Source organism: Gaetbulibacter sp. M240 (assembly GCF_043876815.1).
Classification (GTDB): Bacteria; Bacteroidota; Bacteroidia; order Flavobacteriales; family Flavobacteriaceae; genus Gaetbulibacter_A.
Genome location: NZ_JBAWKA010000002.1, coordinates 565850 through 587044 on the forward strand (window position 1 = coordinate 565850; position 21195 = coordinate 587044).

Below are 21195 nucleotides of genomic sequence, written 5' to 3' on the forward strand. Positions count from 1 at the left end.
TTAGAATTTAGCTATGTACAAAGATATTCTATCGTGTCTATATTTGGAAACAAACTTATTAACATTTAGACCGTGTATTTTTTCTTTCTCAGGTAATTAAATACAAATCCGAAAAGGGCTAATAATACCAATGGTAGCACAATGTTTATAAGCTGCCAGGTTGTTTTTTCAGATGCTATTTTTTCTTGGTCTAAAAAGGCTACTGAGATTTGTTTCGACCGAATGTTTATAAGTCCTGTATCATCCAAAAGGTAATTCACAGCATTGAGCAAAAATTCTTTATTCCCATAGAGTTGCCCGGTCCAACGATCGAAACCAAGTTCCTGAGGCTGATTTTTTATCACATCATTCTTAATAAGATCCCCATCCGAGATCACGATTATTTTGTTGTCGGTACTGAGGTCTTTAGGAGTCTCTGTTTTAAAAGGTTTTAAGCGATTTTCATAAACTGAGTGGAACTGACCTTCGAGAAGCACTGCCAAGGGGATATTACCATGATTAAAGCCTTTAGGATCTTGCTCCTTGGTCACAATATTTAAACTGATTTCTCTGGGAGTTCCTTCTAATTTACTTAATGGTGCCGATTCTAGTAAAATGGTCTTTTTGATTCTATTTTTTAAGGTATCTATTTGGTTTGCAAAATCGAAACGTACAAGATCAATATTGTTTACAATAGGATGGTGATTTTCGGTACCTGCCAAAGGCGAATAGGGCCAACGTAAATTTTGGAATTGGGAGTCACTACCTTCTCCAATGGCCAGCGTAATCGGGGCAGAGTAGAGGGTGCTTACTAAATTGGGGTTGATACGAACCCCGTATTTGAAAAAGAAATCTGTGAGATTTAATTCCCTACCCACCGCGTAATTTAAACCGGCACTGTTGTACAAACTGTCCTTTTCAATGGCTACTTTATCAATCAGCCACAGGCTTTTACCGCCATTCATGGTATACTGGTCCAGCACAAATTTTTCTTTTTCAGTGAATGGTTCCAGTGGTTTTGCGTTAATGATCAGGTCATATTGATCTAAGGCTTTTAAAGTCTTAACTGGATTACCTTCCACACTGTCTAAAGTAAAGGGAGCTATGTAATAGTAAGTGCCAATTTTCTTTATAAAGTCGGCAATATATCTATCAGCTAATTGATCATTTCCTTTCAGGATGGCTATTTTTTTCTTCTTGGGTTGTGTGAGTTTTTTAAAGCCATCGGCGAAGGCATACTCCAGATGCTGCACTGAATTAATGACGAGATCCTGTTGAGATGCTCCAATCTTATTTTTGATCAGGGGAATAGCTACGGTTTGGTTGTCGTAACTAGCCAGAGCCCAAGGGAAAATAATGGCTTTAGAGGATTTTCCATTTTCTTGAACACTCAGCTGCATCGGGGTTAAACCACGTTGCGAAAGCTGCTGGATCACCTGATCCTGATTGGCCTCATCCTGAAGAGGATCAATAAAATTGAAAATGATATTGTTGTTCTCAGACTGAAATTCTTCAAGGATCTGTTTGGTCTCACTTTGTAGGCGTCTGAATTCCGAAGGAAAATCATCTCCCTCTAAAAAAACATCGATCTGTAAGGGAGAAGCGGCACTGGAAACGATACTTTTTGTTGCTTCACTTAGGGAGTAACGCTGATCTTTGGTGAGGTCGAAACGCTCATAAATCTTACTACTGATAACATTTACAGCAATCAGCGCGATCAAAACCAGAACACTATGTTTAATTATTTTATTCAAAAGATTTTTCGAGTTGATATTGTCTTACAGAATTGACTGTATCCTTTTCAAAAGTTAATTCCAAACATTCCTGCATATGGTTAAATGCACCGGGTTCAAAACCTAAATTGTAATTCCAAAGGTCAGGGGAGTTGGCTTTTAGGGCATCATCCCAACCAAACCATTCAGGTTTACCAAGTTGATCCTGTATCTGTTCCTTGGTCTTCCCTATTAAAATGCTGTCTGTTATAATATGATCGCTCATTTCGTAGCGAAAAGCAGGTTTTTCTATCCAAGCTTCCGCTTCAAAATATTTTTCATGGTGGTAAGAGCTAAATATATTCAACACCGGATAGAACACGTAATAAAACACGAATGGTGTAAGTACCAAACTGATCAAAAAACTCAGCCATTTTCGTTTATCAATGGTGTTAGCAAACCACCACATCAATAAAAAAATACCGATTAAAAAGATAATATGTAGCGGTGTGTATATCATTGGCGCTGGCTATTAACAGTTAGTTTTGTGAGCATTAAAAAGAAAATCGTAATACTCAAAAAGTAAATAATGTCTCGAGTGTCCAACACACCACGCCCCATACTGTTAAAATGATATTTCATCCCCAGTTGATCTATAAAATCACTAAAAGTGAAATCGGCGATGCCTTCAAACCCCGCATAAATAAAAAAACATAAAAACACGGCGCTGATAAATGCTACAATTTGATTGCTTGAAAATGTGGAAGCAAAAACTCCGATCGCGGTGTACGCAGCGACCAAAAAAAACAGACCGAAATACGAGCCCATAGTACTTCCCAGATCAATATTACCCATTGGATTTCCTAATTGGTAAACCGTGTAAACATAAAGTAAGGTTGGAATCAAGGCTATGATAATGAGCGCCAATGCTGCAAAATATTTACCCAAGATAATATGGCTTATAGAGATAGGTTTCGTAAGCAAGAGTTCCAGGGTTCCTTGCTTTTTTTCATCTGAAAAACTGCGCATGGTAATGGCAGGGATTAAAAAGATCAGGATCCAAGGTGCTAACAAAAAGAAAGCAGATAGATCTGCGAAGCCATAATCCAAAATATTAAAATTCCCTTTGAACAGCCATAGGAACAGGCCATTAAGCACCAGGAAAATGGCGATCACCAAATAACCTACCGGTGAGGCAAAAAATGAATTTATTTCTTTTTTTAAAATAGAGAGCATGTTTCGGTGCTAAAATTAAAAAAATTAAGGCAGGGAATCTATTTTATTTACACTCCAGGCTTCCGGCCTGATACTAAATAAAGGTTTTGTTTTCGACCATACATCCTTAAAAACTTCTGATTTTCGGTAACGCTGTAAGGCTTTATCGTCCTCCCAATAGCTATACGTAAAAAACACACTAGGGTCGTTGTGATCCCGGTAAAGCTCTAAATTTTGACAACCTTCAAAACCACGAATGCGCGATTTATAACCTTCAAAATGTTTGAGGAAAACCTCTATATTTTGTTTATAAAACCCCATTTTTACAATGCGTATCAACATAAGCTATTCGGTATAAAAATTTATAGTAATGGTATCGCGAATACCCAGTCCCAAAAGTGTAGAGGCGCTACCTACTGTTAAGGGATCACTTTTAAATATGGCAATTTCCAAAAAATCCCCGGAATTAAAAACAAGCAGTTTCCTTCCTTCGTCCTGACGCTTTTCTGCTGGAATTTCAAAATTGACGATATCGCTATATTTCTTAAAAATTTCTTTGAACTTATAATGTCGTGCCGAGATCATAAATGAGCGACCTTTCTGAATGCCCTCGAAGAACTGCCGCTTAATATTCGTAACAACATTGCCATAATTATCAATATAAATCACACTGCCAATGATCTGAGTTTTATCTTCATTCACGTAAGGCACAATATTTTTAATGGGTTTTATAGCATCAATCTTTTTACCAATAACATCCAGAGTGCCACCTCTCGCAATATGGCAGGCCACTTTTACGAAAACATCTAAAACCGGAAAACTAGTTTGTATCTTATCGTGAATATTAATTTCAACGATTTGCTCAGGAGCAATTTCTGAGCAGATCATACTCATGATCCCATTATTCGCACAAATGAAAAAATATCCATCCAATTTCATGGCAATATGCTTGTTTTCCGGGTTTATTTCCGAATCAATACCAATAATATGAATGGTGCCTTTAGGGAAACTTTTGTAGGCATTTTGAATCACGTACGAGGCTTCCGGAATATTGAAAGGCGAAATAGAATGTGAGATATCAACAATTTTAACATCGGGAAGTTCACTGTAAATGGCCCCTTTAGTAGCGCCAGCAAAGTGGTCTTTTTCTCCGAAGTCGGTTGTTAAAGTTATAATTGCCATCGGCAAAATTGTTGATATGTTTTTAGCGTTAGGTCACTCAAAATTATGTATTTTTGAGTGGGTGTATTTTGTTACACAAACCTACATAAATTTTCGTTTTTGTTTTTATAATTTAACCAAAAATGTAGCAGGCTGATCATTTAGGTTTCAAAGCTTAAATTCACCCACTAAAAAATGACTTTAAACCATACTAATATTCGCCTATCAGCTAACTGATAGCAAGCTAATTTAAATTAAAAACAGGCTTTTGAACGAAATTATAATCGAACTGGAAGAGATCTCACCAAAAGAATTTTTTGGCGCTCAAAATGTAAACATTGAACTTTTAAAAAAATATTTCCCAAAATTAAAGATCGTAGCACGCGGTAATAAAATCAAAGCTTTTGGAGACGAAGAGCTCCTCGAGGAATTCGATCGGCGTATTAGCATGCTTTTCAAGCATTTCGGACGCTATAACAAGATCGATGAAAATACGATCGAGCGTGTGCTTACCAGTCAAAGTAGCGACGATTACAACACCTCGAAACAAAGTGGAGAAGTACTAGTGCATGGTGTAGGTGGGCAACTTATTAAAGCGCAAACCGTAAACCAACGCAAACTCGTAGAGCTTATGCGTAAAAACGATATGGTTTTTGCCATAGGTCCTGCCGGAACCGGGAAAACGTATACCGGTGTTGCTTTGGCCGTTCAAGCATTAAAAAACAAAGAGGTCAAACGCATCATTTTAACCCGTCCTGCGGTGGAGGCCGGTGAAAACCTCGGTTTTCTGCCTGGAGACCTAAAAGAAAAGCTAGACCCTTACATGCAGCCACTTTACGATGCCTTGCGTGATATGATCCCCGCCGAAAAATTAGCGCACTACATCGAGAATGGTACGATTCAAATTGCACCATTGGCCTTTATGCGCGGTCGAACCCTGGATAACGCTTTCGTAATTCTCGATGAAGGTCAGAACACTACACATGCCCAAATGAAAATGTTCCTCACCCGAATGGGAAAGAACGCTAAATTTTTATTAACCGGCGACCCGGGTCAGATCGACCTGCCACGACGCACCATTTCTGGCCTTAAAGAAGCCCTGCTCATATTAAAGAACATAGAGGGCGTGGGCATGATTTTCTTGGACGATAAGGACGTTATCCGCCACAAACTCGTAAAAGAGGTTATCGCTGCCTATAAGAGCATCGAAAACAGAGATTAATTTTTTTTTGAAGCTGTTTCCGGCTTTCGGCAGTCGCGCTTTGCAAGGCGCTCCAACAAAGCCTCAATCCGGGCTAGGGCAGCAGAAAAAAGTATAAACAGATTAACAAAAAATAAACAGTAAAGGAGTCATGAGTCAGACCATCATAAACACCGATTTTCATTTTCCGGGCCAAAAAAGTGTTTACAAAGGCAAAGTGAGAGAGGTTTATAATATTAACGACGAGCAGCTCGTCATGATCGCAACAGACAGGCTTTCCGCCTTCGATGTGGTCATGCCAAAAGGAATTCCCTATAAAGGTCAGATCCTCAATCAGATTGCAACCAAAATGATGGCGGCAACTGAAGATCTCGTGCCAAATTGGCTTACGGCCACGCCCGATCCAAATGTTGCTGTGGGGCAGTTGTGCGAACCTTTTAAAGTAGAGATGGTTATTCGTGGTTACTTATCAGGTCACGCCGCTCGGGAATATAAAGCAGGAAAACGTCTTATTTGTGGTGTTCCTATGCCCGATGGTATGAAAGAAAATGACGCTTTCCCGGAACCTATTATAACCCCGGCTACAAAAGCTGAAAAAGGCGATCATGATGAGGATATTTCAGCAGAAGATATTATTAAACGGGGAATTGTATCCGAAGAAGATTATATCGTCTTGGAAGATTATACACGTAAATTATTTCGTCGCGGTAGTGAGATCGCTGAATCCAGAGGTTTGATTTTGGTCGATACGAAATACGAGTTTGGCAAAACCAAGGATGGTCAGATCGTTTTGATAGACGAGATCCACACGCCCGATTCATCGCGTTATTTTTATGCCGACGGCTATGAAGAGCGTCAGTCCAAAGGTGAATCACAAAAACAACTCTCAAAAGAATTTGTACGACAATGGCTTATTGCCAATAATTTTCAAGGTCTGGAAGGGCAAACCGTACCCTTTATGAGCGACGATTATATTCAAACGGTAAGCGACCGCTACATTGAGCTTTACGAAAATATTACAGGTGAAGCCTTTGTGAAAGCTGATGTCAGTAACATTCAGGAACGTATAGAAGCCAATGTATTGGCCTATTTAAAATCATAAATACAGAAATAATAATGCCATGAAAAATTCATGGCATTTTTTTTAATTATCCCTAAGTAATTGAATTATATAGTATGAAACGTTTTGTTTTATTTTTTCTAGTTCTGGCAGCTATAGCCCAGAATGCCTATGCTCAAAATACATCTCCTCTAAAGTTGGAAACCATCATGAAGGGTGACGATTTCGTGGGCTACTTACCCGAAGATATCAAATGGTCGGATGACAATAAGGAAGTCTATTTTAGTTGGAACCCCGATGCGGATACCCTTCGGTCCACTTATAAGGTAAGCGTGGCCTCAAAAGCCATTGCAAAACTTTCCGGCGATGAATTAAAACGTCAAACAAAAGATGGTGATTTTACAAAAGATTACAGTAAAAAAGTATACGCATCCTATGGAGATATTTTTCTTTTGGACCAAAAAGACCATTCCGTAAAACACATCACAAATACATTAAAAAGTGAATCCAGTCCGGCCTTTTCGGGAGATGATGAAGCGGTGATATATACTTTGGATAATAATCTGTACGTTTGGTCTTTAAGGGATGGCAGTACGAAGCAATTAACCGATTTTAGAAAAGGAACAAAAAAAGAATCTGTTTTAGATCCATATGAATCATGGTTGGAAAACGATCAACTGGAGAATTTTGATATCCTTAAAAAGCGCAAAGATGAACAGGATGCAAAAAAGTACCGAGAAGCATTAATCGATCCAAATCGACCCAAAACTATTTATCTTGAAGGCAAACGCCTTTCCTACCTTGAGGCCACGCCTGATCTCAACTATGTGATCTATCGTCTGTACAAGGATGCCAATGATAAAAGAACTAATGTCCCTAATTATGTTACCCAATCAGGTTTTACCACTGAAATTTCCTCCAGACAAAAAGTTGGCGGACCCCAAAATCACTATGAATCCTGGATATATAATATTCAAAAGGATACGATATACCAGATCAAAACTGAAGATCTCGAGGGTATTTATAAAAAGCCGGAGTATCTAAAGGATTATGCTCAAGATCCTTCAAATTATAAGGAAACCTATGACGATCCTAAACCCGTGACTATAGAAAAACCAATCTTTTCTGAGGACGGCAAAGTGGTTTTAAATATCACATCTGATGACAACAAAGATCGTTGGATCACTACACTGGATCTTAGTAATGGTGAATTAAAGCAATTGGATCATCAGCACGACGAGGCTTGGATCGCTGGTCCGGGAATTTCATGGAATACAACGACCACATTAGGTTGGATCGATAATGAACATGTTTATTTTCAATCGGAAAAAACCGGTTATTCCCATTTGTATAGTGCTCATGTAAAAACCGGAAAGATCAAAGCGCTTACAAAAGGAGACTTCGAAATTCTGAAAGTACAGTTATCAAGGGATAAAAAAACCTTCTACATCACCAGTAATAAACCCAGTCCTTTCGAAAATCAATTCTATCATCTATCTGTAAACGGCGGAGAAATGATCAGGATCACCAATGTTAAAGGCGGTTTTGAAGTTTCGATATCTCCTGATGAAAAAATGTTGGCACTCCGCTATTCTCAAACGAATAAGCCCTGGGAATTATACCTAATGCCTAACAAGCCGGGAGCCAAAATGGAACAAATAACGCATTCTACGTCAACACAATTTAAATCTTATCCATGGCGTGATAGCAAGATTATAAAATTTAAAGCTTCCGATGGGGTGATGGTACCTGCTACCTTGTATGAACCAGCACCTGATAAAAAAAATGGTGCCGCTATTATATTTGTTCATGGTGCAGGTTTTTTGCAAAATGTGCATCATTGGTGGTCCTCGTATTTTCGTGAATACATGTTTCACAATATGATGGCCGATAATGGCTATACCGTTTTAGCCATTGACTACCGGGCGAGTAAAGGCTATGGTCGTGATTGGCGAACAGCAATATATCGCCATATGGGTGGAAGAGATTTTGAAGATCAGGTGGATGGTGCCAAATATTTGGTTGGAGAACAGGGAATAGACAAAAATCGCATAGGGATTTACGGTGGTTCTTATGGCGGATTTATAACACTTATGAGTATGTTTAAGGCGCCGGATATTTTTAAAAGTGGTGCAGCCCTGCGTTCAGTGACCGATTGGGCCCATTATAATCATGGCTATACATCCAATATTTTGAATACTCCAGTCTCGGATAGTATGGCTTACAGAAGAAGTTCACCTATTTATTTTGTAGAAGGTCTTAAAGGACAATTATTGATGCTGCATGGTGTTATTGACACTAATGTGCAGTTTCAGGACGTGGTACGTTTATCGCAACGTTTGATAGAACTCGGTAAGAAAAATTGGGATCTGGCGGTATTTCCTTTGGAAGAGCATGGATTCAAGGAAGCCTCCAGCTGGACGGATGAATATCGCAGGATCTATGATTTATTTAATAATACCTTGTTGGAAAAATAGAATTAAAAAAGACCTTGATCAAGGTCTTTTTTGTTTCAAAATAAATGTCATTTTGGATTAGTCCTTATTCATCTTATCTTCTTTTAATTTCTTATAGTAAGTTATCATGAAAGTGAAAAAAAGTAGCAAAAAAATGATCGGCAATTGAAATTCGTTAATTATACCTTCAGTGGTGTCCAAATTACTCCATTCGACCCAAGAAAGGGCTAGTATACCTAAGATAGCACATAGTAGCATCATGTAAAATAAAGTTTTTTTATATGGTTTCCAAATAATTCATAAAGTTGTTATCACTTTTTTAAATACTCTGAACAAGGTATTCAAATAGGGATAAATTAAGGCTAAATCACACGTTTGCCTTTCATTAAAAAAAATCCTTCATTATTTAGATATTTATTAATATTGGACCACTTATGAAAATTAGAACTAATTCTTCACATTGAAAAGTAAAATCATATTTTTGTAAGAATTATATTTATTATAATGAAAAATTATCCGATAAATGGTAAAAAATGGTTCTAAGATACTGAAAATGAACTTCTATTTTTTAAACCAACCACTGATCCTTTGAAATAAGCTATACACAAAATGGTTGGTCTTGGCATAATGAAACGAAATAATGCAGACCACGATCATAAAAAGAATCGCTCCAATCGCAGCTTCGTAAGGGTCTAAGGCTTGATTGAAAAATCGTTTCAATCCGTAGCCTGTATAACTTCCATAAAGTAAAATAAAATGAATGACGTAAATAGATAGGGTTTTCTCACCAATACGGGCTATGATAGATTGCTTTAAGAACCGTTCAAAGGTGTAGAACAGCGCAAATAAAATAAGCACATTCCCCAAACGCAAAAACAAATAATTAAAATCTCCGCTGCGCTGAAACAGTTCAACTCCGGTAACCTCATGCAACCAAAATAGCAATGGTGTAGACCAGAACATAAACATCAGGCCTACTATATAAAAACAAACGATAGAAAAAACCTTAAAACGGTTTCGATGAGCATGCCGGAAAAAAACCGTCGATAAAAAAGCGCCAAAGGCCGAATACCCAAACCACGGTAAAATGGTGAAAACAGAACCATTAGATTTAGTCATGTAATTAGCAAAAACCGCTGGCACGTGATCCAGCGCTAAATTACGATAAAGGGGTTCTGTAACAAATATGATACAGCCAATAGCAAATAAAACTATGGAATAAATGTAAGTGTGTTTTCTAAAAAGCAAGTGTAATCCTACCATCAATATTAGCGCTAATCCAATACACTGTAAGACATCGATCACGAGGACATAGGCGCTAAAATAGCCGGTTAGCCAACTTAAAATATTAATACGTAAACTATAACCAATTCCTAATAAAAGCAGACCTCTAAAAATACCTTTTTTAATACGGGACTGATCGTTTCCCTTGGCATAGGCACGTAAGAGTAAGTAGGTAAAAACCAATCCGGATATGGTAAAGAAAACGGGAGCAGTGATACCTCTGAAATATTTCCAAACGTAGTAAATAGCATTGCTTTCATCTCGAAAAGCAGGGCTTAGAAGTGTATCGATAAAATGCCCCTGGAGCATCATTAAAATAGCAAATGCTCTTACCGCATCAATAAAATATAGGCGTTTAACTTGCAAGGGTTAATCAGTTTCTGGGTTTAAATATACTTTTAAATAATGAAAACTATAAATTCTAAAGTTATATATTTAGAAGCTCAACGAATCAAGTTAGTTCCTTATGAACGATACCATCAAGGCTTTTGCAGATTTTGCCTGGGGCTTACCCTTACTTATTTTACTTATTGGCGGCGGGTTATACCTGTTGGTACTATCCCGTTTTCTACCCTTTCGTTTTTTAGGTCATGCCATTCAGGTCTTACGCGGACGCTATGACGACCCTAATGATCCGGGTCAGATAAATCATTTTCAGGCGCTTTCAACAGCATTGTCTTCCACCATAGGTATGGGAAATATTGCAGGTGTTGCGGTTGCTATTACTATGGGTGGCCCCGGAGCTGTATTTTGGATGTGGGTGAGTGCAGTTATCGGTATGTCAACCAAATTTTTTACAGCCACATTAGCGATTTTATATCGCGGGAAAGATAGTGCTGGTGTTTTACAGGGAGGTCCCATGTATTTTATTGTTGAAGGATTAGGGAAATCATGGAAACCTGCTGCGATTTTTTTCAGTATTTGCGGTATGATTGGCGCATTTCCTGTATTTAATGTCAATCAACTAACACAAGCTATTAATGATATTGTCCTTATTCCAAGTGGGATTACCGTGAATTTTCAATCGAATTTGATCATCGGACTTGTTTTAGTGAGTATTACTGCCGTAGTTATATTAGGAGGTTTGAATCGGATCAGTAAAACAGCATCCAAATTAGTACCTGCCATGGTGCTGTTATATTTTGTACTTATAGCTATCATATTGATTTCGAATATTGAAGTGGTTCCAAAGTATTTTAAATTGATTATAACGGAAGCTTTTTCAGCGAATCTCTACAAAGGGGATACGTTCCTAGGCGGTCTTACCGGTGGCCTTATTTTATTGGGTATTCGTCGTGGTGCCTTTTCTAATGAAGCGGGTATAGGTACGGCACCCTTGGCTCATGGTGCTGCTAAAACGGATGAACCTGTTCGCGAAGGCTTAGTAGCTATGTTGGGCCCTGCTATTGATACTTTGGTGATTTGTACACTAACGGCTTTGGCCATCCTAGTCACAGGGGTTTGGCAAAGTAGTGAGGCTAATGGTGTAAGTTTAACTGCTTCGGCATTTTCCAGTACCATGCCGGTCTACGGAAAATATTTGCTTCTTATATGCATTGTTATATTTAGCCTAACTTCTTTATTGTCGTATTCCTATTACGGTACTAAGTGTATGTCCTTTTTGTTCGGAGATAAATACAAACATTATTACAATTATTTTTATCTTGTCAGCATCATCCTAGGAGCCACCACCTCTTTGAGTATGATGATCAACCTGACTGATGGTTTTTTCGCTTTAATGGCATTTCCTACTATGACAGCCACTATTTTAATGGCGCCACGGGTAATTAAGGAAATTAAAGGCTATCAAAAAAGACTTAAAAAACATTGAATAAGTGCTAATTAATTATTTTGAAAATAAATTATGAGCCAACTCAAAAAGTAATTATATTCGCGTGTACGCCCACGAAATAATTTTGGCGATATTATTAGAACCTAGTACCAACTAAAATAAAATAAAATATGACTAAAAAAGACCCCATTGCGTATTGGAAAGCCAATATCCGATACGTTCTCATCCTTCTTGCTATTTGGTTTGTAGTATCCTATGGTGCCGGAATAATATTTAAAGAGGAGCTAGATACCATCAAAATGGGTGGTTTTAAACTTGGATTTTGGTTTGCTCAACAAGGCTCCTTATACGTATTTGTAATTTTGATTTTTGTTTACGTTCGTTTGATGAACAAACTTGATAAAACCTACGGTTATGATGAGTAATATGATCTTTTTAGAAGCCTGGGATGTTCAAAAGTGGACCTACGTTTTAGTTGGAATTACCTTCGCCCTGTACATTGGCATTGCTATCTGGTCCAGAGCGGGCTCTACAAAAGAGTTTTATGTTGCTGGTGGTGGTGTTTCACCTATTGCTAATGGTATGGCCACGGCTGCCGACTGGATGAGTGCCGCGTCATTTATTTCCATGGCTGGTATCATTTCCTTCGCCGGATATGACGGGGCCGTTTACTTAATGGGATGGACCGGAGGCTATGTTTTATTGGCCTTATTACTAGCGCCGTATTTACGAAAATTTGGAAAATTTACAGTACCCGATTTTATTGGGGATCGGTATTACTCGAAAACAGCTCGTTTGGTAGCCGTTTTTTGTGCTTTGTTGGTGTCGTTTACATATGTTGCCGGTCAAATGCGAGGTGTAGGTATCGTTTTTTCTCGTTTTTTAGAGGTAGATATCAATACAGGAGTTATTATCGGGATGATCATCGTTCTGTTTTACGCCGTGCTTGGTGGTATGAAAGGAATCACCTATACACAGGTGGCCCAATATTGCGTACTTATTTTCGCGTTTATGGTACCAGCAATCTTCATTTCTATTCAAATGACAGGAAACCCTATTCCGCAATTTGGTTTTGGAGGTACATTAGCTGATGGCTCTGGAACTTACCTTTTGGACAAATTGGATGGCTTAAGTACGGAATTAGGTTTCAATGCTTATACAAATGGAAGTAAAGCAACCATTGATGTATTTGCCATAACGTTAGCACTGATGGTTGGAACCGCTGGGCTGCCCCATGTTATTGTGCGCTTTTTTACTGTAAAAAGAGTGAAAGATGCACGAAAATCAGCAGGGTTGGCCTTATTTCTTATAGTGATTCTATACTCCACAGCACCTGCCGTTTCTGTATTTGCGCGAACTAATTTGATCGAAACAGTTTCTAATAAAGCCTACGCAGATGTTCCTGTTTGGTTTAAAAAATGGGAAACAACGGGGCTTATTACTTTCAATGATAAAAATAAGGATGGCCTGATAAGCTATGTGGCTGACCCTGATAAAAATGAATTAATTGTTGATAGGGATATTATGGTTTTAGCTAATCCTGAAATCGCAAGATTACCAAACTGGGTTATCGCTTTAGTTGCAGCCGGAGGGCTTGCCGCAGCTTTATCTACTGCTGCCGGATTGCTTTTAGTGATCTCCGCTTCAGTATCACACGATCTGGTTAAGAAGATTATAAAACCGGGTATTTCTGAGAAGGGTGAATTAATTGCCGCCCGTTTATCGGCCGTTGGTGCTGTTTGTGTAGCCGGTTACTTTGGAATTAATCCACCGGGATTTGTTGCAGCCGTGGTCGCACTGGCCTTCGGTTTGGCTGCTGCATCATTCTTTCCCGCGATTATATTAGGGATTTTCTATAAAAAAATGAATAAAGAAGGTGCTGTGGCAGGAATGGTTGTTGGTATTACGGCCATGCTACTTTACATGATCAAATACAAATTAGGTTGGTTCGATGACACCCTTCCGGATCAGAGTGAATGGTGGTTTGGTATTTCGCCTGAAGGTTTTGGGAGTGTTGCCATGCTATTGAATTTTGTGGTATCGATTACGGTGATGCGATTTACGGCTGATCCACCGGAAGACGTTCAGGAACTGGTCGAAAACATCCGGATTCCGAGTGGTGCTAAAGAAGCCACGGGGCATTAATTCATTAAAAGAAAGATTTTTAAAAACGCCTGCTATGGCTTATTTTTAGGGTATTAAACTTTATATTTCATGAGTAATTATCATATAAAACATTTAGAAGAATATTATCAGGTATATCGAAAATCGGTTCGGGATCCGGAAAGTTTTTGGGAAGAAGTTGCTGAGGAGCATTTCATGTGGCACAAAAAGTGGGATCGGGTTGTAGAGTGGGATTTCGGTAAACCCGAGGTGAAGTGGTTTGAAGGCGCGAAATTGAACATTACTGAAAATTGTATAGACAGACATTTACGAACCCGTGGCGATAAAACGGCTATTTTGTTTGAGCCCAATGATCCTAAGGAGGAGGCACAACACATTAGCTATGCACAATTATCGGAGCGTGTAAATAAATTTGCAAATGTTTTAAAAGCTCAGGGTATAAAGAAAGGGGATCGGGTGTGTATCTATTTACCCATGATCCCTGAATTGGCTGTTTCTGTTTTGGCTTGCGCCAGAATAGGAGCTATTCATTCTGTGGTATTTGCAGGATTTTCCTCTACAGCTTTGGCAACCCGAATAAATGATTCTGATTGTAAAATGGTGATCACCAGTGATGGATCATATCGTGGTGCCAAGACCATTGATCTTAAAGGTATTGTAGATGAAGCTCTGGAGCATTGTGATGGTGTAAATAAGGTTTTAGTGGCCAAGCGGATTCATTCAGATATTAAAATGAAAACGGGTCGTGATCAATGGTTGCAACCGCTTTTAGATGCGGCATCGTCCGAATGTCCACCGGAAATAATGGATGCTGAAGATCCATTATTTATTCTTTATACGTCCGGTTCTACCGGAAAACCAAAAGGGATGGTGCATACCACGGCAGGATATATGGTGTATACGGCTTATACCTTTAAAAATGTATTTCAATACCGTGAAGATGACGTATATTGGTGCACGGCCGATATTGGTTGGATCACCGGACATAGCTATATTGTTTACGGACCTTTGGCGAATGGTGCCACTACCGTAATGTTTGAGGGTGTGCCGAGCTATCCGGATTTTGGAAGGTTCTGGGAAATCGTTGAAAAGCATAAAATCAATCAATTTTATACAGCGCCTACTGCGATCCGTGCATTGGCAAAGCAAGGCACCGATTTTATAGATAATCACGATCTAAGTTCTTTAAAAGTTTTAGGTTCGGTTGGCGAACCCATTAATGAAGAAGCCTGGCATTGGTATAATGATAATATTGGTAAAAAAATGAGTCCGATTGTAGATACCTGGTGGCAAACTGAAACCGGAGGGATCATGATTACACCAATTCCTTACGTAACACCAACGAAGCCAACTTACGCGACCTTACCCTTTCCCGGTATCCAACCGGCATTAATGGATGAGGCAGGTAAAGAAATTAAAGGAAATCAGGCCGATGGTCGTTTATGTATAAAATTTCCATGGCCGAGTATGGCACGTACGATATGGGGAAATCACCAACGTTATAAGGATACTTATTTTTCAGCTTTTGATAACATGTATTTTACGGGTGATGGTGCCCTGCGTGATGAGGTAGGGTATTATCGTATTACCGGTCGTGTGGACGACGTGATAATTGTATCCGGCCATAATTTGGGAACGGCACCCATTGAGGATGCTGTAAACGAACATCCAGCCGTTGCTGAAAGTGCTATTGTAGGTTTTCCGCATGATGTTAAGGGCAATGCCTTATATGGTTATGTGATCTTAAAGAATGTAGGAGAGACACGTAATCAGGATAATTTGAGAATAGAAATTAATCAAATGATCACTGAGCAAATAGGCCCAATTGCTAAGTTGGATAAAATTCAGTTTACACAAGGTTTACCTAAAACACGTTCCGGTAAAATTATGCGTCGTATCCTGAGAAAAATTGCGAGTAAGGACACTAGTAATTTGGGGGATACCAGCACCTTATTAAACCCTGAAGTGGTACAGGATATTATTGATAATGCCTTATGATAATCTTAAAAACTACTAAGTAAATAATCCCAGTTAAGATGTTTTTGCTTATCCAAACGCGCTAGTATTTTCAGGAAAACTACTGCGGTTATTAAAGCATCACCACTAGCCGTGTGTCGATCTACTTTTGGTACATTGAGTTCACGACAAAGATCGTCAAGCGAGTAGTGTGGTAAATTCTCCCGGTAAATGATGTGTTTGGATTTACGATATAATACGCCGGTATCAATAAAGGTGTTTTTTAGTTTTCCCAAACCATTACGTTTTAGCATTTCATTCATCATGTTTTTATCAAAATTAGCATGATGGGCAATTAAAACACTATCACCGATAAAAGTTAAGAATCTTTTTATGGCATCAATCTCACTGACCTTTTCTTTTCCGGTCCGCAACAATTCATGGATTTTGACGGTTTCCGGTTTAAAAATTTCCTGTTGGACGTAAATTTCTAAACTGTTTTTAACGGATATAATTTTACCCGTGAAGGCCACTGCGCCAATGGAAAGCACACGATCCTCTTTGGTGTCAAAACCTGTAGTTTCTGTATCAAAGGCCACAAAACGAGTGGTGTCAATATCAGGATTTGATTTGGTATCGAAAAGATCCAAATAATCCTGAAAAAATTCAGGATAATCTTTTTTTTCCTTTTTGAACCAATCGAACGCCATTTATATAAAGTTTTTTAGATCGAAACGTATTTTTAGGGATTCCTGTACATCATGTATCGGTTTAAAGCAGCGCTTAAGTTTTAATTTTTCCTCCTTGGTCAAACTTTCTAAAGCGATATATTTCCCCGAATTACCATGAAGTAATCCTTGCTTGGTTTTAAACTTTAATAAGGCTTTAAAAGCATAGGAGCAGGATTCAAACAACTCTTTGTTCTCCGGTTCCATGGCCGCAAGTTTTTCAAAACGTTCACCAGTATTATTGAGATGCTTCACATGCTTGCTCAAAATAAGAAGACGTCCGGCATCGATTAAAGGCATTAAGGCCCTGTTCTTAATGTTGAAAAGATCCTTTTGATCATTATTTTCCTCAACTACAAATTGCCTGAAGAAACTTAATGGAGAGGGACTCAGAACGGCATTACTTCCCATAAATTTGAAAAACGCAGACGTATTTTCAAGGGCATCAAAAATAGCATCAGACAATTCATCAACCAAAGTCTTTTCACCATAAACACAATTATAATCGAAAAAAATAGAAGATAACAATATGGCTTTTTCATCCGGATTTAAAATCCAGGCTCTAAATTGTTGTTTCCATTCGGATATAGACTGGCACCATTGTGGATTACTGCCCATCATATCTGCATCGCAGTATTCGAATCCAATTTTATTTAATGCCTTAGTGATGTGTTTTGCTAGCTCTAAAAAGTAATTTTTTGTTTTTTCGTAATCCTTCTCAGGGACATCTTCGAAAACCAAGGCGTTATCCTGATCGGTGAATAATAATTGCTCGCCGCGGCCCTGACTTCCCAATGCCATCCAGGCAAATTTAACTGGAGGTTTCTTCTCCATTTTTTGTAATGATAGTTCAATAACACGAATCGTAACGGCATCATTTATTTGAGAAATAATTTTTATGATGTGTGATAAGGGTATATTTTGCTCTAAATAATTTTTTAGAAGTGTATTGGTCTTAAGACGGGCCGACCGTAACTTTTTAGTACGGTTAGCGCGCTTTATTTCTTTTAAAATAACTGAAGGAATATTACCGAGGCTTACCAAAACATCATGATGCGTTAGAACGCCCACCAATCTGGAGTTTACCGTGCCGTCTTTTGTGATACACAAATGCCCGATATTATTTTTTATCATTTTAAGTTGGCCGTCGGCGACGGTCAAGTCTTTTTTACTGGTGATTACCGGCGCGCTCATAACGTTAGAAACGGATGTGGTTATGGTATATAAACCTGTGGCTATTTTGTTCTTGATATCACTATTTGTAATAATACCTAATGGTTTTTTCGCTTCATCGACTACAATAATACAACCGATCTTGTTCTTGCTCATTTTTAAGGCAGCTTCCTGTAGCGTAGATTTTATGGTGCAGGTAATCGGGTTTTTGGTGTAATTTGCTGTTTGAAACGTCGCTAGATCCTGGGTGTTATTGGGTAAATAATCTACAAAGATCTCTTTGTTTTCTTGGGCGGAATACGAATCGTATGCATTGGTAGCAAAAGCGGTTATAAGGTATTTGTAAACTTTGGAATTATTCTCGGCAGCTTCCTGAAAATCAGTAATTGGAATGGCATAAACAATAGATTCCTCGTGAGCACTTGCAGTAAGCTTATAATTCTCTTTCGTTATCAAAGGTCGCACTCCAAATATATCGCCGGTATCACTTATGGAAACCAGTTCCTGAGTATTATCGGCCGTATGGAACAAACTTATCGCCCCATCGCGAACCATATAAAAATGCTCTTGCGAGCTGTCACCAGCCTTAAAAAGGGTGTCTCCCTTTTCCAAATAAATGATCGACACATTCTCCGCAATACTCAATAGCTTTTTTGATTTAATAAGATCAAACGGTGGATAGCGGTTTAAAAAATCTTGAACGCGTTCGGCTATGGAGTTCTTCATAATTTATGCTTTTCGAATGCTTTACAGGTTTTTGGTAATTATCAAGAAATAAAAATGTTTCCGTAAAAGTAATAATTAGCAACTAATAATTTTATTTTTACGAGGGCGATAATGAAATTGTCAGGATTCAATACAGAAAATTATAGTCAGATTATGAAAGTTGAAGAATTAAGCAGCACAGAGTATCATCCTTTTTACAGTGGTTATGTACAAAAAGTTCCTAACAACACTGGATTAATTGACAGTTATATCCAAGCCGAAAAAATAATGATCGATTTTTTTAAAAGTATCCCAAAGGAAAAACATGATTACTGCTACCAACCGGGCAAATGGAGTGTTAAGGAGGTTGTTCAACACGTTATTGATACCGAACGTATTTTTATGTATCGTTGTTTGCGCTTAGCACGGCACGATAAAACTCCTTTATCTGGCTTTGAACAGGATGATTACATCAAACCCTCATTGGCCAATCGAAAGACAATGGATGATCTCGTTGAAGAATATGCTGCCGTGCGACATAATTCTATAGTGTTCTTAAAAAGCCTACAGGATGATGACCTAAAATTCATTGGGATCTCAGACGGTAATAGGATATCTGCACGTGCAGCTGCCTTTATAGTTTTAGGACATGAGATCTGGCACAAAGAGGTTTTAGAAAAACGCTATCTATAAGTCCTCTATAACAGGTATTTCAATGGGTGGAATTTTCCTCAAAACAATAAATACCAAAAAGGACAAAATACCAAATATGGAAAACCCAATAAATAGGGGCAAAACAGAAGTTTTTACAAAACTCCCAATGTAATTTGCAATGGGTACGGCCATAACTGTAGAGATAAATCCATTGATTGCCGCACCAATACCGGCAATATGGCCAAGTGGTTCCATGGCCAGAGCACGTAAATTCCCAAAAAGGAAGCCAACATTAAAAAACTGTAGAGCAAAAAAGGCCACCAGAACATATACACTTGGGTTCTTTCCTGAGGCAAATAATATGACATATAAAATGGATACCGCAGTATAACCTATACAAGACACAAAGGCTATTTTTAAGGCTCCGAATCTTTCCACCAGCTGGCTGTTTAAAAAAGTTGCTAAACCAACGGTTATTGCAAGACTGGCAAAAATGTAAGGGAACATCGCGCCCATATTATATTGTACCTGAAATATTTGTTGTGAAGTACTTAAATACACCATGAATGAACCGGTTATAAAACCGGATACCAGAGTAAACGCTACCGCTTCCTTTTGTTTGAAAAACGCTCTCGTTCCATCAATAAAAAGATGCGAACTGAATTTGATACGTTTTTCTTTTTTTAGGGTTTCGGGTTGACGAATACCGAACCAGATCATTACAATAACACCTATGATCAGGTTGAAATAAAAAATAGACTCCCAACTGTAAAAATGAAGCAGGAATTGTCCTAAGGTAGGTGCAACTACAGGGACTAAAATGAAAAACATAACCACAATAGATACAATTTTAGCCATATAATTCCCACTAAAATTATCACGAATCATTGAAAGGCTTAAGCTTCTGGGTGATGCTAGTCCCACTCCTTGAAGGACCCGGCCAAGGATCATGATTTCAAAACTCTCGGTTACCACGCAAATAATACTGGCCACAATAAAAATACTGAAACCAACATAGACTAACGGTTTTCGTCCAAAACTATCCGATAGCGGACCAAAAATAAGCTGTCCACAACCAATACCTAAAAAGATCATAGTAATAAGCAATTGGTTTTCGTTTGGTGAATGGCTATTAAGGTCCGTTCCAATGGTAGCCAAAGCAGGTAATAGTGCATCTATTGAGAGTGCTACTAATGACATTAAAGATGCCATCAATACCACAAATTCAAAATTTATATTCCTATTGTCCTTTTTCATTTTGCAAAAGTATGTTTTTATAACTAGTGAAATATTTCTTTTTCATCTATTAATACAATCTTATTATTGTTAAATTTGATACTTAAAAAATCATTGAGATGACTATCCAACCGCTTCTGAACTATATAAAACGCTACGTGGATTTAACCCCCGAGGAAGCTGCGATGATAGAGGAAAAGGTGATTTACAGGAAATATAAAAAAGGACAATATATCGTACAACAAGGTGATGTGTGTATTTACCAGTCCTTTGTGATCTCAGGATGTACCAAAACTTTTTATACGGATGAAGAAGGGCAGGAGCATATTGTTTTGTTTTCGGTTGAAGATTGGTGGTTGTCTGATATTGGGAGTTTCATTACACAAAGCCCCGGAGATTTTACGATTCAATGCATAGAACCTACAGAACTTATCATGTTTTCTTTTGAGGTCTCAGAATATCTCTACGAAAAAATACCAAAACTGGAACGCTTTTTCCGCCAGGTACTGGAACGCGGGCTTGTAGCCACTCAAAAACGTTTGATCCGAAATTTCAGCCTTTCTGCGAAAGATCGTTATTTATACTTCAGAAATCAATATCCTCATATTGAAAAGCGCATACCTCAATATATGGTGGCTTCGTACTTAGGTATCACCAAAGAATTTTTAAGTAAAATAAAGGCTCAATTGCTTATCGAAGATTAAATGTTAAAATAGTTTAACATAATTTGATAAACTACTTCATTTTTTTAGAGTTATA

The 21195-nt window shown here is 38.2% G+C and carries 18 protein-coding genes; 9 read left to right on the forward strand and 9 right to left on the reverse strand.

Annotated elements, in window-relative coordinates:
• Positions 1 to 65 precede the first annotated feature (65 nt).
• From gldG to V8G61_RS08130, 5 genes are read right to left on the reverse strand one after another with little or no spacing between them, the layout of a single operon-like run.
• Positions 66 to 1733 (reverse strand): gliding motility-associated ABC transporter substrate-binding protein GldG, encoded by a 1668-nt coding sequence (gene gldG, locus V8G61_RS08110; protein WP_394875042.1) that lies wholly within the window; start codon positions 1731 to 1733, stop codon positions 66 to 68.
• On the reverse strand, positions 1726 to 2211 hold the full coding sequence (locus V8G61_RS08115; RefSeq protein ID WP_394875043.1) for a hypothetical protein: 486 nt from the start codon (positions 2209 to 2211) through the stop codon (positions 1726 to 1728). Before V8G61_RS08115 ends, gldG begins: the two co-directional genes overlap by 8 nt.
• Positions 2208 to 2927, reverse strand: a complete 720-nt coding sequence (gene gldF, locus V8G61_RS08120; RefSeq protein WP_394875044.1) for a gliding motility-associated ABC transporter permease subunit GldF — start codon at positions 2925 to 2927, stop codon at positions 2208 to 2210. Before gldF ends, V8G61_RS08115 begins: the two co-directional genes overlap by 4 nt.
• 24 nt (positions 2928 to 2951) lie before the next feature.
• Positions 2952 to 3248, reverse strand: a complete 297-nt coding sequence (locus tag V8G61_RS08125) for a putative quinol monooxygenase (protein ID WP_394875045.1) — start codon at positions 3246 to 3248, stop codon at positions 2952 to 2954.
• Positions 3249 to 3251: 3 nt separating this feature from the next.
• On the reverse strand, positions 3252 to 4088 hold the full coding sequence (locus V8G61_RS08130) for an S-adenosyl-l-methionine hydroxide adenosyltransferase family protein (RefSeq protein WP_394875046.1): 837 nt from the start codon (positions 4086 to 4088) through the stop codon (positions 3252 to 3254).
• 247 nt (positions 4089 to 4335) lie between these two features.
• Here V8G61_RS08130 and V8G61_RS08135 point away from each other — a divergent pair, with 247 nt between their 5' ends.
• From V8G61_RS08135 to V8G61_RS08145, 3 genes are all read left to right on the forward strand, one after another.
• The gene (locus V8G61_RS08135) at positions 4336 to 5289 is read left to right on the forward strand and encodes a PhoH family protein (RefSeq protein WP_394875047.1); all 954 of its coding nucleotides are present in this window, start codon (positions 4336 to 4338) and stop codon (positions 5287 to 5289) included.
• Positions 5290 to 5419: 130 nt separating this feature from the next.
• Positions 5420 to 6370, forward strand: a complete 951-nt coding sequence (locus V8G61_RS08140; RefSeq protein WP_394875048.1) for a phosphoribosylaminoimidazolesuccinocarboxamide synthase — start codon at positions 5420 to 5422, stop codon at positions 6368 to 6370.
• A 74-nt stretch (positions 6371 to 6444) separates the two neighbouring features.
• The gene (locus V8G61_RS08145; protein ID WP_394875049.1) at positions 6445 to 8805 is read left to right on the forward strand and encodes a prolyl oligopeptidase family serine peptidase; all 2361 of its coding nucleotides are present in this window, start codon (positions 6445 to 6447) and stop codon (positions 8803 to 8805) included.
• A 540-nt stretch (positions 8806 to 9345) separates the two neighbouring features.
• Here V8G61_RS08145 and V8G61_RS08150 read toward each other — a convergent pair.
• On the reverse strand, positions 9346 to 10434 hold the full coding sequence (locus V8G61_RS08150; protein ID WP_394875050.1) for a heparan-alpha-glucosaminide N-acetyltransferase domain-containing protein: 1089 nt from the start codon (positions 10432 to 10434) through the stop codon (positions 9346 to 9348).
• A 100-nt stretch (positions 10435 to 10534) separates the two neighbouring features.
• Between V8G61_RS08150 and V8G61_RS08155 the strand changes: the two genes are divergently transcribed.
• The 4 genes from V8G61_RS08155 to acs all read left to right on the forward strand — a co-directional run bounded on the left by V8G61_RS08155 (position 10535) and on the right by acs (position 15982).
• A complete protein-coding gene (locus tag V8G61_RS08155) occupies positions 10535 to 11899 on the forward strand; it encodes an alanine/glycine:cation symporter family protein (RefSeq protein WP_394875051.1) in 1365 nt (454 codons plus the stop codon).
• A 131-nt stretch (positions 11900 to 12030) separates the two neighbouring features.
• Positions 12031 to 12285: a DUF4212 domain-containing protein gene (locus V8G61_RS08160; RefSeq protein WP_394875052.1), complete on the forward strand. Its 255-nt coding sequence runs from the start codon at positions 12031 to 12033 to the stop codon at positions 12283 to 12285.
• Positions 12278 to 14005 carry a sodium:solute symporter family protein gene (locus V8G61_RS08165; RefSeq protein ID WP_394875301.1) on the forward strand — a complete coding sequence of 576 codons (1728 nt, stop codon included), beginning with the start codon at positions 12278 to 12280 and terminating at the stop codon, positions 14003 to 14005. Before V8G61_RS08160 ends, V8G61_RS08165 begins: the two co-directional genes overlap by 8 nt.
• Before the next feature lie 69 nt (positions 14006 to 14074).
• On the forward strand, positions 14075 to 15982 hold the full coding sequence (gene acs, locus V8G61_RS08170; protein WP_394875053.1) for an acetate--CoA ligase: 1908 nt from the start codon (positions 14075 to 14077) through the stop codon (positions 15980 to 15982).
• A gap of 5 nt (positions 15983 to 15987) precedes the next feature.
• On the opposite strand, the gene V8G61_RS08175 is transcribed toward acs, so the two are convergent.
• Together V8G61_RS08175 and V8G61_RS08180 are read right to left on the reverse strand one after the other, a co-directional pair.
• Positions 15988 to 16650: a PolC-type DNA polymerase III gene (locus V8G61_RS08175; protein ID WP_394875054.1), complete on the reverse strand. Its 663-nt coding sequence runs from the start codon at positions 16648 to 16650 to the stop codon at positions 15988 to 15990.
• Positions 16651 to 18567 (reverse strand): DUF294 nucleotidyltransferase-like domain-containing protein, encoded by a 1917-nt coding sequence (locus V8G61_RS08180; protein WP_394875055.1) that lies wholly within the window; start codon positions 18565 to 18567, stop codon positions 16651 to 16653.
• A 153-nt stretch (positions 18568 to 18720) separates the two neighbouring features.
• On the opposite strand from V8G61_RS08180, the gene V8G61_RS08185 reads away from it, so the two are divergent.
• The gene (locus tag V8G61_RS08185) at positions 18721 to 19239 is read left to right on the forward strand and encodes a DinB family protein (RefSeq protein ID WP_394875056.1); all 519 of its coding nucleotides are present in this window, start codon (positions 18721 to 18723) and stop codon (positions 19237 to 19239) included.
• Here the strand turns inward: V8G61_RS08185 and V8G61_RS08190 are convergent.
• Complete coding sequence (locus V8G61_RS08190) at positions 19234 to 20457, reverse strand: multidrug effflux MFS transporter (protein WP_394875057.1); 1224 nt, start codon at positions 20455 to 20457, stop codon at positions 19234 to 19236. The two genes, V8G61_RS08185 and V8G61_RS08190, sit on opposite strands and share 6 nt — an antisense overlap.
• A 98-nt stretch (positions 20458 to 20555) precedes the next feature.
• On the opposite strand from V8G61_RS08190, the gene V8G61_RS08195 reads away from it, so the two are divergent.
• A complete protein-coding gene (locus V8G61_RS08195) occupies positions 20556 to 21140 on the forward strand; it encodes a Crp/Fnr family transcriptional regulator (RefSeq protein WP_394875059.1) in 585 nt (194 codons plus the stop codon).
• The last annotated feature ends 55 nt before the right edge of the window (positions 21141 to 21195 follow it).

Coding starts and splice junctions, on each gene's coding strand:
- V8G61_RS08115 (WP_394875043.1), bottom strand. CDS start 2,211: ATGATATACACACCGCTACATATTATCTTTTTAATCGGTATTTTTTTA.
- gldF (WP_394875044.1), bottom strand. CDS start 2,927: ATGCTCTCTATTTTAAAAAAAGAAATAAATTCATTTTTTGCCTCACCG.
- V8G61_RS08125 (WP_394875045.1), bottom strand. CDS start 3,248: ATGTTGATACGCATTGTAAAAATGGGGTTTTATAAACAAAATATAGAG.
- V8G61_RS08130 (WP_394875046.1), bottom strand. CDS start 4,088: ATGGCAATTATAACTTTAACAACCGACTTCGGAGAAAAAGACCACTTT.
- V8G61_RS08140 (WP_394875048.1), top strand. CDS start 5,420: ATGAGTCAGACCATCATAAACACCGATTTTCATTTTCCGGGCCAAAAA.
- V8G61_RS08145 (WP_394875049.1), top strand. CDS start 6,445: ATGAAACGTTTTGTTTTATTTTTTCTAGTTCTGGCAGCTATAGCCCAG.
- V8G61_RS08155 (WP_394875051.1), top strand. CDS start 10,535: ATGAACGATACCATCAAGGCTTTTGCAGATTTTGCCTGGGGCTTACCC.
- V8G61_RS08160 (WP_394875052.1), top strand. CDS start 12,031: ATGACTAAAAAAGACCCCATTGCGTATTGGAAAGCCAATATCCGATAC.
- V8G61_RS08165 (WP_394875301.1), top strand. CDS start 12,278: ATGAGTAATATGATCTTTTTAGAAGCCTGGGATGTTCAAAAGTGGACC.
- acs (WP_394875053.1), top strand. CDS start 14,075: ATGAGTAATTATCATATAAAACATTTAGAAGAATATTATCAGGTATAT.
- V8G61_RS08175 (WP_394875054.1), bottom strand. CDS start 16,650: ATGGCGTTCGATTGGTTCAAAAAGGAAAAAAAAGATTATCCTGAATTT.
- V8G61_RS08180 (WP_394875055.1), bottom strand. CDS start 18,567: ATGAAGAACTCCATAGCCGAACGCGTTCAAGATTTTTTAAACCGCTAT.
- V8G61_RS08185 (WP_394875056.1), top strand. CDS start 18,721: ATGAAAGTTGAAGAATTAAGCAGCACAGAGTATCATCCTTTTTACAGT.
- V8G61_RS08190 (WP_394875057.1), bottom strand. CDS start 20,457: ATGAAAAAGGACAATAGGAATATAAATTTTGAATTTGTGGTATTGATG.
- V8G61_RS08195 (WP_394875059.1), top strand. CDS start 20,556: ATGACTATCCAACCGCTTCTGAACTATATAAAACGCTACGTGGATTTA.